Genomic DNA, 14371 nt, shown 5'->3' on the forward strand with positions numbered 1-14371 from the left:
CAAAGAGGGTTGCCGCGCTCCGCGCGGCAACCCTCTTTGGGGCTTTATGTCCTGATGAGATTAGTTAACAAAGTGCGATCGCTTTTCTTTGCCGTGCGCCGATCGTATACCATAGCTTAAGCCATCAAAAACTCTAGCTTAGTAGACTATAAATAGATTTTGCAGCAATTTCCCTTCGATTTTAATGATTTACCAACGCCTACTTATTTGGTCGGTGGCTGGGTACGCGATCGCTTATTAAACCGCCAGAGTAAATATCTCGACTTAGATTTCGTCTTGCCAGAAAAGGCTGTAGAGACGGCTCAAGCGATCGCCCGCAAGTATAAAGCGGGGTTTGTGGTCTTAGACGCAGAGCGCCAAATAGCTAGAGTCGTATTTAAAAATGGTACGGCGGATTTTGCGCAACAGATGGGGCGGAGCATCGAAGCGGATTTAGGGCGACGAGACTTTTGTATGAATGCGATCGCCTTAGAATGCCATCAAATTAGTCAAAATAACGATCAGAATAACGATCAGAATATTAGTGCAAGCACAAATGCCCAAGATTTTCTGTCTGAGAGCTCGTATCACTTTATCGATCCCTTAAATGGTATCCGTGATCTGCAAGAGCAAAAAATTAGGATGGTTGCTCCTGAGAACTTGGCAGAAGATCCTTTGCGGATTTTGCGAGGATATAGACAGGCAGCCCAGTTAGGTTTTGCAATTGAGGGCTTAACTCGGCAGGTTTTAATTAAGTTTGCGCCAAAGCTGAAGTCTATAGCGGCGGAAAGGGTCAGGACAGAATTGGGTTATCTGCTTTCCACTCAAAATGGAAATCAATGGATGCTAGAGGCTATTAGCGATCGCATCTTAGAGGATTGGTTGCCAAGTCAGCATTTGAATTTAGCAAGATTTACCCAGATTGGAGGGGTAATTCGGGACTTGTTAGCAAAATTCCCGCATCTAGACTTATTTTTCAGTAAACAACTAGCAGGCGATCGCTATGCCCTAGTCACGATCGAACTAGCAGCCCTAACCAATAGTGCGACGGCTCTGGAGCCATTGGGCTTGAGTCGTGCAGAACAACGGTGGTTGGTCGGCATTTTGCGCTATCTGCCGCAATTTATGACTTTAGTCAGTCAGGCGACGCGAACGGCGCAATATAAATTTTTCCAAGCAACCTTAGAATTTTTCCCAGCGATCGCCGCGCTTGCCCTAGCGAGCGGATGCGATCTAGAGAGCATCGCACCTTGGTTAGAACGATGGCTCAATCCCCACGATGCGATCGCCTATCCCGTTGCCCTCATTAGTGGCGATGATCTGCGCAATGAATTGGGAATACCACCTAGCCCTAAAATTGGCGAATTATTGGAAAGCGTCAAGATTGCACAAGTGGAAGGCAAGATTCAATCCAAACAAGAAGCAATTGATTTAATTCAATCAATTATGTAAGTTAAGATTTATACCAATTCCAAAAATGGCAACGCCATTTTTGGAATTGGTATAAATCCGTTCATTTTTAGAACTATAAAGAATTGCTAATTCGGACTATTAAATCGCCAAATTACAACAACATCAGAGTCTTAGAAGAAGAGCTTCTAGAGATACTTGTAAGCTTGTAGCTTGGGCATTATCGATCGCCAATAGATTTAACTTGTCAGTATCCGCTACTAACTGGGTAACAAAGGCATCATGATCAAGTTTTGCTTTTTCCCCATTCGTGTAGTCCTTGAGTAATTTTTGGACTGGTTTGAAATGTTTACAAGAATTAAGCTTCTTGAGCGTTTCAGTGACATCTTGACGAACTATACCTTTCGGAAATGTAGCCAACATGGCAACTCGCTTTTTAATCTTGTTGAGTCGTTCAGAATTGACGGTGATATTGGCGATGGTATCAACTTGGGCTAAGTTAGTTGATAGGTTCTGCTTGAGTTTTGTTAGTTGTTTGTAAAGATTGCTTGCTGAGGTTAGTAACCGATTAGCTGCAATTACTTCGCTGATTTCGGGCGTATTAAAAGCAGTGGCGATCGCTACCCCATAGGCATCACGCTCACCTGTTTGATCGTTCCAGAAAATATGTTGTTCTTGTTCGACAATTACCGCACCATTTGGGTCAAAATATTTAACTGTTAAAGCTGTTAAAGCCTGTGATTCGGCTTGTTGAGCGCCACTTTGCCCTAAGGCGATCGCATTAGCTTGATAGTCTTGACCTAGATCGGCAATTCTTTTACTCAAATCCTCCGCATACAAAATTTCTTGGTGGGTATACAGGTCATGGGAATTTTCTTGCTGACGATAGACTTCTTCTTGTAGATTTACATGCTCTATATTTCGCGCCTTGGCAAGACTTTGAATGAAGTCCACATAGCCAGGCAAGATCGGATCATCAAAAAGGGTATCACCATAAACTGAAGCGCCCAGAGTATTGGCATCTGTGACATTAGAAATTTCACCATCTGGATTTGCCAGATCGCCAACGAGTTTTTTATTGAGATTTTTCAGTCTGCTTGCTTGCCTTAATAGCTGACTTTCACTGTTGGCATAGTAAATCACAATGTTTTCGGCTTTGTGCTGCTTAGGTCTGTCAATCCGTCCAATGCGTTGCTCTAGGGTCATGGGATTCCAAGGCAAGTCGATATTGATTAGATAGTCAGCATCTTGGAGGTTTTGACCGACTGAGAGTGTTTCTGACCCGATTAGCACCATCACTTCATCGGATGGACTAGGGCGATCGCTAGGATTTTTGCAAGTAGCGACTGGAGCAAAGAGTCGAAATAGCTGTTGACGTTTGATACCGTTAGTTTGTCGATTATTTTTGATGAAATTATGGGGCGCAAAGTTTAAGGAACTTCTGGCATTTTCTGGAAAATAGGATTTTGTGGAGCCGATCGCCATGCCGATACCTTGACTAGCGATCGCGCTGTCCCTAGACATATGTAGATAGTAATCAAGGACAGTATCGGAAAAGGTAGAAATTAATAATACTTTTTTGCCTTGGCTAATTAAGGTTTTAACTTGCTGTGTAACCTGTTCGCGTTTGTGGTCTTTGAGAAATTCATCGGCAAGCAAGTTTTGGATCTGCTCCATCTGTACTAAATCCTGTTCACATGCATCGAGCATCAGGGCATAGATTTGTTGAGCTTTTTCTGGATGATCGGTTAGAGCATCAGTTGCTTTATTGATTTGGTCACGAAGTTGCTGGCGCTTAGTTTCTTTGCTGGTTTCAGGATTATTATTTTCCTCCTCTTCTTCTTCTTCATAGTCTTCATCTTCCATGAAGAAATCAGCCTCATAGTCAAGTTGATAATCAAGTTCTATCTTGGTTTGAACTGGTTTGCTAAAGCCGTAATGGTCAAGGAGAAAGTTATTTAATCCGACCGCATCAGGTGTTATTCCTGCTAAGCGCGATCGCATTAAGTCAATTCGCATCCTGAAGTTAACAATGGTGCGGCGTAGAGCATACATACTCGATTCAGCACGTTGTAGGAAAAAACGTCGTTGGTTTTTGAGTAGCGATCGCTGTTCGGCTGTACCTGTGAAATAGCGCAATGGGTCAGCAAAGGGGATATAGAGACTGGCTTCAAACTGAGTGAAGATTTGCTCTAGGGCTTGCTCGGTACTTGGTTCAAACTGGACTGGTAGCCATTCGGCAAGACGTTTAGCATAGACATTCATTTCTGGGCTTGCCTCACGCAACATTTGGCGAGTACGCTGCAAAAAGAGTTGTTTATAAACGCGACGAAATAGGTCAGTGCGATCGGTGAAATTTTCGACACCACTTTCGCGACTTTCAAACCATTGTGAGACTTCATTAGGAAAGCCGACTTCCTTAAAGCCTTCCAAACGGGTTAAGAATGGACTGAGAATGTTGTAAATATCTTCGCGGCGATTATTCCAAGGCGTTGCAGTTAGTAATAGAAATTGTCTCTGTTTGCCATTGATTCGATCTTGCTCACGGATCTGTAAACAGGTTTTATGGATGCGGTTGTTAAAGTTGCGGATGCCTTCGTGAGCCTCATCAATGATTACGAGATCTGCGCCTTCAAAGCGATTAAACTCTTCTACAAATTTGCTACCCTTGCGACTCATCAGGTTTTTGTTAAAAAGTTCATAGTCCTTACGGCGAAAACCTAGCTCGGACATCTCACGTTCCCAGTTTGCCCATAGCTTTTGAGCTGCCACGATCGCAATTTTTGCCTGTCCGCCTTGTTGTTCTTTTTGCTCGCGATAGAGATAGGCAACGGCGGCAGCTAAGCGGGTTTTGCCAAGTCCGACAGCATCGGCACAGACTGCAACTCCAAAGTCTTGCATTACTCTCAGACAATGCTGTGCGCCTGATTTTTGATGTTCATAAAGAATTCCTTCGTTGATAAGTTCATCAAGATAACTGTCCTGCTTGACCCGAAACTGATTGGGGCGTTGTTTTGCCATCCAATAGAGAAAGTCGTTAGGTGTGCCATACTCACCTGCGAGAATTTTTTCAATTGCTTCTTTAAAGCCAAGGATTTCAGGAAAAGCAGGGACTTTGACAACATTGCTAACTTTAGGCGCGATCGCAGGATTAACTTTGTATTCTTCGCCTTTGGTATCCCTTACTCGAAAATCATTCAATATCTGGGGTGGATGATCGGGAGAAACTTCAACATCCGCTTTGATTAAATCCTGAGTTTGTTCTGTAATCGTGACTTCGACTAGCGGATTGTCAATGACTGTAACTTGGGTAACTTGATCGAGGTTATCGCCTGTAATCTCGACTTTGGTAGTTTCCCCAGAGGGAAACTGATCGGGGCTAATGGTTTTAATATTGGGCTTTTGAAATTGGGCGCGACGATCGCGTTCGGCTCGGACTTGTTGCAAAAATTCTAAGCTGATGTCAAAGGCTAGATCTTGACGATGCCATTCTTGATCGAATTGTTGGATACTTTGGGCGATCGCCTCACCGTCTAGGTCATCCCAAGAATATAAAAAGGTGACGCTCTCAGCATTGCGAGAATGGGCAGCACGGGTGAAGTTGTCAGAGCCTTCATGGAGAATGTGGTTATCAAGGGAATCGCTAAAGATACCCGTCTTTTTGTGATAGATGGCGCGTCCCTGTTCCATTTTGATCAGCTTGATTTGTAGGAACTCTAAGCGCACAAGCTCCGCCAAAATCTCCGTATGGCTAAAGGTACTATCGGCAAGTCCTTGCAAAAATTCTTGTAAAGTACGCTGGGCGAATTGGGCGCGATAGTCAGGGTCTTGCAGTTTTTCGAGTTCGCTAATATCAGACTTTTTCGTGAAGCCCTGCCAATCCATCAGTAAGAGGATTCTGCCATCGGTCTGAATAATTGATTGCAGTGGCTCCTCATAGAATTTGAGAATACCACTATCAAAGTAAGCCGTAGAGCGACGATAGATGCTGCTACGTTCTAGCATCTGGGCGATCGCAATATTGTATTTTGCTAATTCATCGGGTAAGTTATAGCGGCGTTGATTGCCTTTAATGACTCTGAGACTACCTTCTAGTAATGCTGGTTCTTTGGTAACGCGATCGCGCTTTAGGAATTTCTCAATGCTTTTGATATTGCCAATTCTTAGCAAGCTCGTACTAGGGACATCCCCTTGTTTTTTGGGGAGATAGTAATAAATCTTTGCGTCTTGTAAGTCAATGCGAATGACAATATGGGTGTCTTTTTTGCTGCCTAGCCCGAAGAATGAGGCGATGTTTTTGAGAAGGTTGTCAGCGTCACGGTGTTTGAAAACTAGCCAATATTGGTTGTCTAGCCCTTTTATTGGACTACCTTGGGGCAAATAGTAGGGGCGCTCTTTGCGGATTAAGTCTTGAATAATGGCTTCGAGCATAGGATAGTCCCCCTAAAATATTATGTATATTTTGTTTTTTATCTTTTAATCCGCTACGCATTTTATAGCTATATCAATGACATTCGGCAGCAAGCACCAGATTTATTAGCAGATTTGTGATTTGTAAGCTTTCTTCTCAACTACTGCAAAACTTCCCATTCATCAAGTGCTACAGGCTCTAAAGGATTGAGGTATTGAAATGGCTTACTCAACAGGTTATCGAAAGTATTTCTATCTCCAGCTTTTGTCTCAGCATAGGATAGGGCTTCATAGATATCGGCTTCTTCAAGGTATGGATAGGCTTTTAAGATTTCAGGAATCGTGCGTCCTGATGCCATCAAGCCCACGACAGTACCAACTGTAACTCGCATACCGCGTATGCAGGGTTTACCGCCCATTACTTCGGGGTTAAATGTGATTCTAGTTAGCTGTTTCATAATTACTCTTTTTTAGTACAGCGTAAGTATTCCAAAGGTTTGATCGATAGCTAACAACTGAATATCTTCAATATGCGATCGCAACATTGTCTCGATTTCGTTGGTTGAGCAGTTACCGCGTCTAATCCAAATAACTTTGGGCGGGAATCCTTTCAACACCAAAAGCTCGTTATAGTCACTATCTCTGGTGACGATAGTAAAGTCATTACTCAGAGCATATTTCCATATATTGAGATCGTCTTCTTGCCCCATGCCTAATGTATAGACATGAGTGGATTCAGGAAATAAGTTTGCTAAACGATTGACTAACCGAGGAGATAAGTTATGGTCAAATAAGAGCTTCATGCTTGTATTAATAGAGTTTGACGTTCGCGATTTGCTGCATAACTCAGACAAGCAAGAATATCTTCTTGGGTTAGGTATGGGAAGTCTTCTAAAACTTCTTGATATGTCATGCCCGAAGCTAGATATGACAGCACATCATAGACGGTAATTCGCATTCCTCTAATGCAGGGTTTGCCGCTACGTTTGCCTGATTCAATTGTGATGCGGTCTTGGTAATTCATATTTTTTCCTTTTCACGTATTTATTCAATTTTAATCAATGGGAAAGCTGGGAATAGTTACGATGTGTCATGACAAATATATCAGCGTAACTTTTCTCTCATTTCATCATCAGGTTGAATATCTCTAACCAGTTTTTCGCCTTCCCATCCACCAATAACATCCTCAAAAAAGTTAGGTTGCCAAGAATTTTTTTGTTGCTCATTGAATCTGTCTAGCCTTTCGTTTCTATCCTCCCAATCAATCTCTTCTTGTTTTCTCTGGGCAAAGAGTTCACTACTAGTCTGAATATGGCTATACTTGCCACGAAGCGAACGGATAAACTCAGCCTTACTTTCAAATGAATTCATTTTTTTATACCTACCTAAAAAATATCTCTAATTAAATCGTCTCTAGTGATTTGTAAGTATTCTGCCACTTCTTTAAGGATGTTATTTAATGTACCAACTTTGATAGGGGAGTGATTGGGAATAGTAATATGATGCTCTCCTTTAATTGTAGTTGTTAAGCGAATATGGCTACCTGTTTGACGTGTTTTGACATAACCATATTTAGCAAGTGCTGTTACTAATTGTTCTCCTGAGAGGTTTCTGGGTATTTTCATGCTGCAATCACTTCATCTCTAACGATGTGGAGGCGGATTAGTTTTGGGCGTTTTGCTTCGTCGATAAAATGGCATTGCACGGAATCTCGCAATAGTTCTTTTAAGCTTTCTAGATCATCAGCTTGGGTGAAAATTGGCTCTCCGATTGCTTTGGCGGTATAGCCTCCATCAATGTAGTCTTCTTCTACTAAAAATATGATTTCTGTCATGGTGTTTTTCTCCTTAGTTTACTCAATGGGAAAGCTGGGTATGGCAGCATCGATCGCATTCATGATCTGCATGGTTTCAAAGAGTGCGACGATGATTTTTTGGTAGTGGGTGAGGTCTTCGGGACTGAGTTGCCGACCTTTGCGGTCTTTGAGCCATTTGTGACAAACTTGATAGCCACCAACATAAAATTCCCAAACGCTTTTGGGTACTCCTGTAAATCTGTCGCCTTTTTTGTTGATGATGACTTCGCCATCGCTATATTTGGGATGTCCTGCATCAACGATAAATTCGCCGCCTTTGTCGATAAAAGATATTTCTAAACCCCCTCTAGCTCCCCCTTGTGAAGGGGGAGAACTGGAATCTTGGCTCCCCCCCTTGAAAGGGGGAGAACTGGAATCTTGGCTTCCCCCCTTGAAAGGGGGAGAACTGGAATCTTGGCTTCCCCCCTTGAAAGGGGGGATTGAGGGGGGTAACTTCTCTGATTTCATCAGGTGCAATGCCACCAATTCTTCGCCATATTCGCCAAGTTTGCGGAATAGGCGATCGTCGCTGGTGAGGGGTACGCGGGGAAAGTCGATTTTTAGAAATTCGGCGTAACGGGTGCGATAGGTTGGGGAATGGAAGATTGCATAGATGTAATAGAAGATTGCTTCTGGGATTGGGGTGTAGCCTAGTTTGTTGGTTATTTCTTTTAAGAAATCATCAGAGAAGTTTGGGCGGCGTTGTTCTATAAAAGTTGATTGTTGAGAAGTTTCTAAGTCAGGATAAATATAGAGAGGAAAAACAAAGTTTCCTTCTTTAGCTGAAGTAGAATGCAGAATAGAAATTGTGTCTGAGCAGTAAAAATGATGACAGTTATTAGATTCTTCTGATCTTCTTACTGTAATTAGGGATATATTTTCATGAAACATATTGGACATGAGACCATATCGATGATCACCGCGTTCAATCATACATTTTTCATAATACAAAAATCTGATATCAAAGGGTCTAAAGAGTACTGATTTAACATGATTTATGGTATCCCTACTCATTAAATTCTTTGCAATTGAAAAATCCCAATGTGGTGATTGTTTTATTTCATACTTGGATATTGCCTCTTCAGCAGTTAGATTTTTTATATCAATGAATTTTTCGACTAATTTATCTTTTAGAAAATCTACTAACAGATAATCTTTTCTTGTAGCAATTCCCCATCCATTAGTATTCATAATATCTGTTATTTTCCAACCTTCGTCATACTCAATGAAGAGAGTATCATTTTGTGGAATAAACAAATGAAAAGGCTTTTGAGGTTCTATTTCATTCCAATCTGTAGAATTAACATCATGAGTCGATAGCCAATCATACTTAGACTCTCTCATCCCATACAAATGCGCGTGTTGAATATCAGACATTTTTACACCTCTGTATTAGGATTAGGAACAGTTGAATACCAACTTTCTAATGGGAAATTCCATACTTCACGCATACGAATATAGTCACTATCGGCTGTGACAACAGTGAGATTATTTTGAATTGCCGTAGCTGCGATCCAAATATCGTTATCATCAAAGCCTAAATCAGTAATTGTTGTTTTTCTGCGCTTTTCTTTTGCTTTAGGAGCAAACTGATTGAATAGCAACGCCTTCAAATGTCCATAGATAGTCGCAGTAGCATCATCAACCAGATAAACACGAATGTTATCAAAGAATTCATTTAGCCGTACCAAGTTGCTATCTCTCTGCTTGGAGTTCTCCACCATAAACGTAAGCTCACCCCTAACGATCACACAGGTAGCTATGAGCGATTCATCGACCATGCCAACACGACGAATGATGTTTGGATCTCCTAGCAGGATACGGCTACAGTGATTTGTGTCTAGTAGATACATTATTCAAAAGGATTTATATGTTTATCAAATTGTGCCTTGCCACGACTGGTATAAACCATTTGTAAGCATTCCTCAAAATCATCGCCTTGCCAAGTGCCAGCACACTTCAAAATAGAGCGTCCTGATGCTTGGCGATAAGGCAACGCTGTTTGTAATTGTGGTACTAAATTTTGTTGTGTACGTTTATATTTAATGAAACCTGCAAAATCTAAAATTTCCACCAATATTTCATCGGGCATTGTCTCAATTTCTTGAATTAATTGTTCTTTTAAAGTCATAACCTATGTACCTCCTTGATCTTTAATCATTATACAAACCGCCACGCCCTGCTGAATATCAAACACATTTTCATCCTTTGTGCCATCCACAGCCGTCTCCTTTTTCTTAGAATTACCATGCAAATCTAAAATCCTAATCCAATTAAAACTCTTCGCCAAACTCTGACGCATTCCCCGAAAAGTGGGATTATCCAAATAACCATGATTAGTCACAAACGCCAAAATCCCTGTCCCCGTCTTATCAATGCGCCACTGTGAAAAGCGAATAAACTTCACATAGTCATCCTGTAACCATTTCGGATTCTTCTCTCCCAATGGCAACCCATCCACAAAATAATAATCCTTCACCAAAGCACCCACCCACTCGCTCTTATTTTCAGAATGTCCAGAATAGGGAGGATTACCAATTACCACCATCACAGGAATATCTAGCTTGACCCCAGCCGCCTCATTCGATTCCTCAGCAATAAATTCCTTAAATAGAGTTTCCGATCTCCGCTTCGCATCATCAAGCGTATTTGTCAGATAAACCCCCAACCTTTGCGAACTATCAAAACGATAACCCGACTCCTCCAAAAACAAACCCAACTTCAAATGACAAATCGCATAGGGAGCCATCAACAACTCAAACCCAAACACACGGGTCAACATATGCTTCACATAGTCCGACCATGTAATATCACCAAGCTTTTGCTTAATTAGCGATCGCGCCTCACCATCATTCTCAAAGCGATCGTAAATCAACTTAAAAATCCATAACAAAAACGTCCCCGTCCCACAGGCAGGATCGAGAATCATCACCTCTGGATCAGCCAACCCAAGCGGCTTATCAAACTTCTCCTTGATTAAAATATCAACCGATCGCACCATGTAGGAAACCACAGGCTCAGGCGTATAGTACACCCCACGCCGTTCGCGCATCTTCGGCTTATACGCCGCCAAAAAGTCCTCATAAAAGCGAATCACAATATCCTCACGATTCATCTTTTGTTCAAAATCAGACAAAATCGCATCCATTTTCGCCGCTCTGAGAATGCCAAAAATTTCTAAGATGCCATCGCTTAGTTCATCCCCAAACTCATCCAAACTATGCTCTGACACATCCTTAAACAACTGCCTCAGAAATGGATTTGTCTCAGGTAAACAGTCCCAAGCATCCTTACGAGTGAAATAGGTAGGAATAGTTTTCTGTTCTTTGCGATCGCGCACTTGCCGAAATACCCTCGCTGTAAACAAACCATAGGCGATCGTCTGAGCATAGATATCTGCAAAACTGTAATCCTTCTCATTCTCCGAAAACGGTTTTAAACTTGGCAGCAACTCCCTTTTAAAACTTTCTAACAATCGCTGTAAATAATCATTAGCTTGCTTTTTAGCAAATACATCAGAAATTGCTTGCTCTATTTGACGGGTCACAAGGGCTAACGCGATCGCCAACTCCTTCGCCGTCTCAATCGGTTTATAAAACACCCAATCCACATTAGGCAAAAAAAGCAAAGCTGTCTCAGTAATCTTGTTAGCCCATTGCATTGTCCCCCATTGCAAACGCCCCAATCGCGCCTTGAGGTCATCACTATCCCAAACAAAAATTTGAATCTGGCTCTTACGCAACTTCCCTTCCGCAGGTAACACTATCGCCACCCGTCCTACTCGCTCCGCCACTGGCAACAGCAAATACATCACAGGCGTATTTTCGGGTTCCTGATTCTGATAATGCCCATAGATTTTCTGCTGCTGTGGTTTGTCAACCAAAAAGCCCTTAATCTCAGCATCACTAAGCCGATCTAGCTCCTCATAAAACCCCACAGCGATCGGGCAAGTATTCCTAGCCTGTGCCACATCCTGCCCCGCCCTCACATACCGAAACCCCGAACCCGTCCGATCCAACTCCTGCAAAGGATAGCCCAAAAATTCTCGCAAAGCCTCAACGCGCTGCGCCTCAGTCCCCATTGCGATCGCTTCAAATGTATGCAAACCTTCAGACATCTTCAAATCCTTATCGATAGAAATACAAAAGAAATACAGAATTTTTCAGGATGATTACCAGCATACAGCCCTTTGCAGAAAAAAATATTGAAAGCGGCGCATCGCGCCGCTTTCAATATTTTTTCTGCGTTTATAAATCGGAATGTTGGGATTTGAACCCAAGACCCCCACTACCCCAAAGTGGTGCGCTACCAAGCTGCGCTACATCCCGTTGCGTTTTCGACGCTTTCCTACTATATCACAATGATTTGCGGATTTTGCAACTAGAAAAATTTTTTTTAACATGAGTTCAGGATAATTTGAAACGGGATTTGAGAAAGGGTTTGCTACGCAAACCCTTTCTCAAATCCCAAAAGTAAAAGCCTCGCTACGCAAGGCTTTTACTTTTGGGTTTTGAAAATTTGCCAGCTTACCCCGCACTGACGTTATTTACCCATATTGCGCTTGAGACGCTCTAGCTCCTCATCCATTTCCCATTTACGGAAGGTCTCTTCGAGTTTATCGTTAGGATCGCGAAAGGGAGGCGTATAGAGATTATCCCAATTGAGAGGCGTACTACTTGGGGATTTTGCTTTAGCCGTCTTAGCCGCTTCAGCAATCTTGGCTTGCACTTCTTTGCGCCTTTCTTGGATCTGTACTTGGAGTGATTGACTATCGATCGCGCGTTTTTTTACAAGTTCCATCTGCGCCCAGATTTGATTGCCTTGACGTAACAAAGCCGCTTCCCTCTCTTTTGCCGCGCTAGCTAGATCGGGACGGTCAAACGACTGCGCCTTCACGGTGCGATCGTGCCAAACCCGAATTTCTTCGGCAATTTCTAAAATCCGATCTTGGAGATTTTTCTCTTCTTGCTTGGAACTAACGATTAATTTGGCAATTTCTTCTTCTTGCTGCCGTAACTTATCTTCGAGGATTTGTAACTCAATCTGAGGATTACTACGAATAAATTCCTCTAAGCGGGTCTCTAAAAAACGGGATATATCCTCTATTAGCCCCATATACTATCCTCAGATGTTGTTTAAAAAGTTAAGGTTAAAGTTAAAGCGAGTCTATAGATTAAGTCGCGCCATAACTAGCGCTCATTTTAACACCTAGAACTTTTGCCCAACAAATATGGTTTTACTCTCCTTACCACGTTTAATTGTGATTTCTTGCTGACTTACTCGCGATACATACCAGCCCGTATTGCTAATCGCCTTACCAAGTCCGATCGATTGCACCGAACCATTCATATCAAACATCGCCGTAGAGCGATCGCCTAAATCAAGTACCCCAATTAACGTATAGGAGGGCGTAGGAGCCGATGCTACAGCGTTGGACGAGACTTGAGTTGGTGATGTTCGTGCGTTGGGAGAGCCATTGGTGACATCAATCGTATTGCCTGCCGTCGCAGGGGGCAAGGCAAGAGGTGATGGGAGATTATTGCCACCATTTACGGTAGGTGGTTGGTATACGGGTACGTACATTGGTTGCTGCATCCCATTAGCAAAGGGATTATTTGCCCCAACTGGTAAGGGCATGGTGCTAATGAGGGGGGCGGTCATGAGTGGTAGATTGCTACCAAGGGCATTGTTCGGACTAGCGATCGCCCGATTTTTATCGGTCACTTCTGCTAGCATCCGCTTAATTTCTTCGCCAAAGTTCTTGTTGTCGGCATTTTCCTTAGAGTTGGCGACTTGAGGGACGATAACCGATTGTCTACCCAGCCAAATGCCATGATTAATCGTCCACATTACTGCTGCTAGCAATGCCGAACTACAGGCAAACACCAACAACAAGCGATCGAGCAGGTTAGATTTTGGTGTTTCTGGAGGTGGCGCGATCGGGGGCAGATTGCTGCTTGGCTCTGGATTGCGCATGATGTAAGGCTGAATCCAGAGAACATCCTGTTTGGAAATTGGTGGCAAGGAAATATCCGCAACGTTAAGTTTGGTGATGCTAACGGTATCTTTTGATGTCGATATCTCTCTTTCGGAAGAATCCATTTTGGCAATGGCAACTATGTCGGAGCTTGATGAACGAGCGGAGGAATAGGGGGCGGAGTTGGTATGTGTTTTTGAGGATCTTGTTGGCGAACTTTTTTGCTTAAGCGATCGCTGCTTTGCGTAATCAACGTGGAGAGTAGACTCTACTTCTCCAAATAAATCGTCCATTAAGTTATCAACGTTGTCTGTATAGGCATCAACGTCTTGAGTTACGTAAAACTGGTTTTTATTATCTGTATTTTGCATCATATGCCAACCCTATTCACTCCATTAACCAAGCACTCGTGAGAATACCCAAACTTATTAATCAAAATTAATCAAATTATTTTGTGTCGATATCCTAATCTAAGCCACAATACTTTGAACCTGTCTCAGAACAAACAAGAAAAAAATAATACTGGTAAGTGATACCACAGATTGCTTCTTAATGCCACAATTTTTTGTCAGATCTCAAAATCAGATTGTCTGATCGAGTTGTCTGATCGAGCTGTCTGATCGAGTTGTCTGATGGGATTGTTCAGATGGGGCTGTAAATTAGATAGAAGTTACGCATTGACAAAAGGGAGAAAATAGGCATTGAGTTAGCCAGCAATAGCCATAGCAAAATGAGGGAAA

Annotated in this window: 14 protein-coding genes and 1 tRNA gene; 1 reads left to right on the forward strand and 14 read right to left on the reverse strand. The window is 42.4% G+C overall.

Annotated features, from left to right (window positions below; all coding sequences use genetic code 11):
* Positions 1-159: 159 nt before the first annotated feature.
* Positions 160-1431 carry a tRNA nucleotidyltransferase/poly(A) polymerase family protein gene (locus tag PSE7429_RS06400; protein WP_009626287.1) on the forward strand — a complete coding sequence of 424 codons (1272 nt, stop codon included), beginning with the start codon at positions 160-162 and terminating at the stop codon, positions 1429-1431.
* Between the two features lie 123 nt (positions 1432-1554).
* On the opposite strand, the gene PSE7429_RS06405 is transcribed toward PSE7429_RS06400, so the two are convergent.
* The 14 genes from PSE7429_RS06405 to PSE7429_RS06470 all read right to left on the reverse strand — a co-directional run bounded on the left by PSE7429_RS06405 (position 1555) and on the right by PSE7429_RS06470 (position 14005).
* Positions 1555-5820 (reverse strand): helicase-related protein, encoded by a 4266-nt coding sequence (locus tag PSE7429_RS06405; protein WP_009626288.1) that lies wholly within the window; start codon positions 5818-5820, stop codon positions 1555-1557.
* A gap of 140 nt (positions 5821-5960) precedes the next feature.
* Positions 5961-6257 (reverse strand): DUF433 domain-containing protein, encoded by a 297-nt coding sequence (locus PSE7429_RS27725; RefSeq protein ID WP_009626289.1) that lies wholly within the window; start codon positions 6255-6257, stop codon positions 5961-5963.
* A 12-nt stretch (positions 6258-6269) separates the two neighbouring features.
* Positions 6270-6602: a DUF5615 family PIN-like protein gene (locus PSE7429_RS06415; protein WP_009626290.1), complete on the reverse strand. Its 333-nt coding sequence runs from the start codon at positions 6600-6602 to the stop codon at positions 6270-6272.
* Positions 6599-6823, reverse strand: a complete 225-nt coding sequence (locus PSE7429_RS06420) for a DUF433 domain-containing protein (protein ID WP_009626291.1) — start codon at positions 6821-6823, stop codon at positions 6599-6601. Before PSE7429_RS06420 ends, PSE7429_RS06415 begins: the two co-directional genes overlap by 4 nt.
* 80 nt (positions 6824-6903) lie before the next feature.
* Positions 6904-7170, reverse strand: coding sequence for a hypothetical protein (locus tag PSE7429_RS06425; protein WP_009626292.1), 267 nt, complete (start codon positions 7168-7170; stop codon positions 6904-6906).
* A gap of 14 nt (positions 7171-7184) precedes the next feature.
* Positions 7185-7424, reverse strand: coding sequence for a type II toxin-antitoxin system HicA family toxin (locus tag PSE7429_RS06430; protein WP_009626293.1), 240 nt, complete (start codon positions 7422-7424; stop codon positions 7185-7187).
* Positions 7421-7633: a hypothetical protein gene (locus PSE7429_RS06435; RefSeq protein ID WP_009626294.1), complete on the reverse strand. Its 213-nt coding sequence runs from the start codon at positions 7631-7633 to the stop codon at positions 7421-7423. The genes PSE7429_RS06430 and PSE7429_RS06435 overlap by 4 nt, the downstream gene beginning before the upstream one ends.
* Positions 7634-7651: 18 nt before the next feature.
* Positions 7652-9031 carry a type ISP restriction/modification enzyme gene (locus PSE7429_RS06440; RefSeq protein WP_009626295.1) on the reverse strand — a complete coding sequence of 460 codons (1380 nt, stop codon included), beginning with the start codon at positions 9029-9031 and terminating at the stop codon, positions 7652-7654.
* A gap of 2 nt (positions 9032-9033) precedes the next feature.
* Positions 9034-9507: a type II toxin-antitoxin system VapC family toxin gene (locus tag PSE7429_RS06445; protein ID WP_009626296.1), complete on the reverse strand. Its 474-nt coding sequence runs from the start codon at positions 9505-9507 to the stop codon at positions 9034-9036.
* The gene (locus PSE7429_RS06450; protein WP_009626297.1) at positions 9507-9785 is read right to left on the reverse strand and encodes a hypothetical protein; all 279 of its coding nucleotides are present in this window, start codon (positions 9783-9785) and stop codon (positions 9507-9509) included. Before PSE7429_RS06450 ends, PSE7429_RS06445 begins: the two co-directional genes overlap by 1 nt.
* 3 nt (positions 9786-9788) lie before the next feature.
* The gene (locus tag PSE7429_RS06455; RefSeq protein ID WP_009626298.1) at positions 9789-11771 is read right to left on the reverse strand and encodes an N-6 DNA methylase; all 1983 of its coding nucleotides are present in this window, start codon (positions 11769-11771) and stop codon (positions 9789-9791) included.
* A gap of 137 nt (positions 11772-11908) precedes the next feature.
* Positions 11909-11982: transfer RNA gene (locus tag PSE7429_RS06460), tRNA-Pro, on the reverse strand.
* A 214-nt stretch (positions 11983-12196) separates the two neighbouring features.
* Positions 12197-12769 carry a TIGR04376 family protein gene (locus PSE7429_RS06465; RefSeq protein WP_009626299.1) on the reverse strand — a complete coding sequence of 191 codons (573 nt, stop codon included), beginning with the start codon at positions 12767-12769 and terminating at the stop codon, positions 12197-12199.
* Between the two features lie 93 nt (positions 12770-12862).
* On the reverse strand, positions 12863-14005 hold the full coding sequence (locus tag PSE7429_RS06470; protein WP_009626300.1) for a hypothetical protein: 1143 nt from the start codon (positions 14003-14005) through the stop codon (positions 12863-12865).
* Positions 14006-14371: the final 366 nt, after the last annotated feature.

The organism is Pseudanabaena biceps PCC 7429 (assembly GCF_000332215.1).
Classification (GTDB): domain Bacteria; phylum Cyanobacteriota; class Cyanobacteriia; order Pseudanabaenales; family Pseudanabaenaceae; genus Pseudanabaena; species Pseudanabaena biceps.

Bases quoted from the DNA above. Each gene is read 5' to 3' on its own strand.
- PSE7429_RS06415 (WP_009626290.1), bottom strand. From the start codon at position 6,602: ATGAAGCTCTTATTTGACCATAACTTATCTCCTCGGTTAGTCAATCGT.
- PSE7429_RS06470 (WP_009626300.1), bottom strand. From the start codon at position 14,005: ATGATGCAAAATACAGATAATAAAAACCAGTTTTACGTAACTCAAGAC.
- PSE7429_RS06440 (WP_009626295.1), bottom strand. From the start codon at position 9,031: ATGTCTGATATTCAACACGCGCATTTGTATGGGATGAGAGAGTCTAAG.
- PSE7429_RS06465 (WP_009626299.1), bottom strand. From the start codon at position 12,769: ATGGGGCTAATAGAGGATATATCCCGTTTTTTAGAGACCCGCTTAGAG.
- PSE7429_RS06420 (WP_009626291.1), bottom strand. From the start codon at position 6,823: ATGAATTACCAAGACCGCATCACAATTGAATCAGGCAAACGTAGCGGC.
- PSE7429_RS06445 (WP_009626296.1), bottom strand. From the start codon at position 9,507: ATGTATCTACTAGACACAAATCACTGTAGCCGTATCCTGCTAGGAGAT.
- PSE7429_RS27725 (WP_009626289.1), bottom strand. From the start codon at position 6,257: ATGAAACAGCTAACTAGAATCACATTTAACCCCGAAGTAATGGGCGGT.
- PSE7429_RS06435 (WP_009626294.1), bottom strand. From the start codon at position 7,633: ATGACAGAAATCATATTTTTAGTAGAAGAAGACTACATTGATGGAGGC.
- PSE7429_RS06425 (WP_009626292.1), bottom strand. From the start codon at position 7,170: ATGAATTCATTTGAAAGTAAGGCTGAGTTTATCCGTTCGCTTCGTGGC.
- PSE7429_RS06455 (WP_009626298.1), bottom strand. From the start codon at position 11,771: ATGTCTGAAGGTTTGCATACATTTGAAGCGATCGCAATGGGGACTGAG.
- PSE7429_RS06405 (WP_009626288.1), bottom strand. From the start codon at position 5,820: ATGCTCGAAGCCATTATTCAAGACTTAATCCGCAAAGAGCGCCCCTAC.
- PSE7429_RS06450 (WP_009626297.1), bottom strand. From the start codon at position 9,785: ATGACTTTAAAAGAACAATTAATTCAAGAAATTGAGACAATGCCCGAT.
- PSE7429_RS06430 (WP_009626293.1), bottom strand. From the start codon at position 7,424: ATGAAAATACCCAGAAACCTCTCAGGAGAACAATTAGTAACAGCACTT.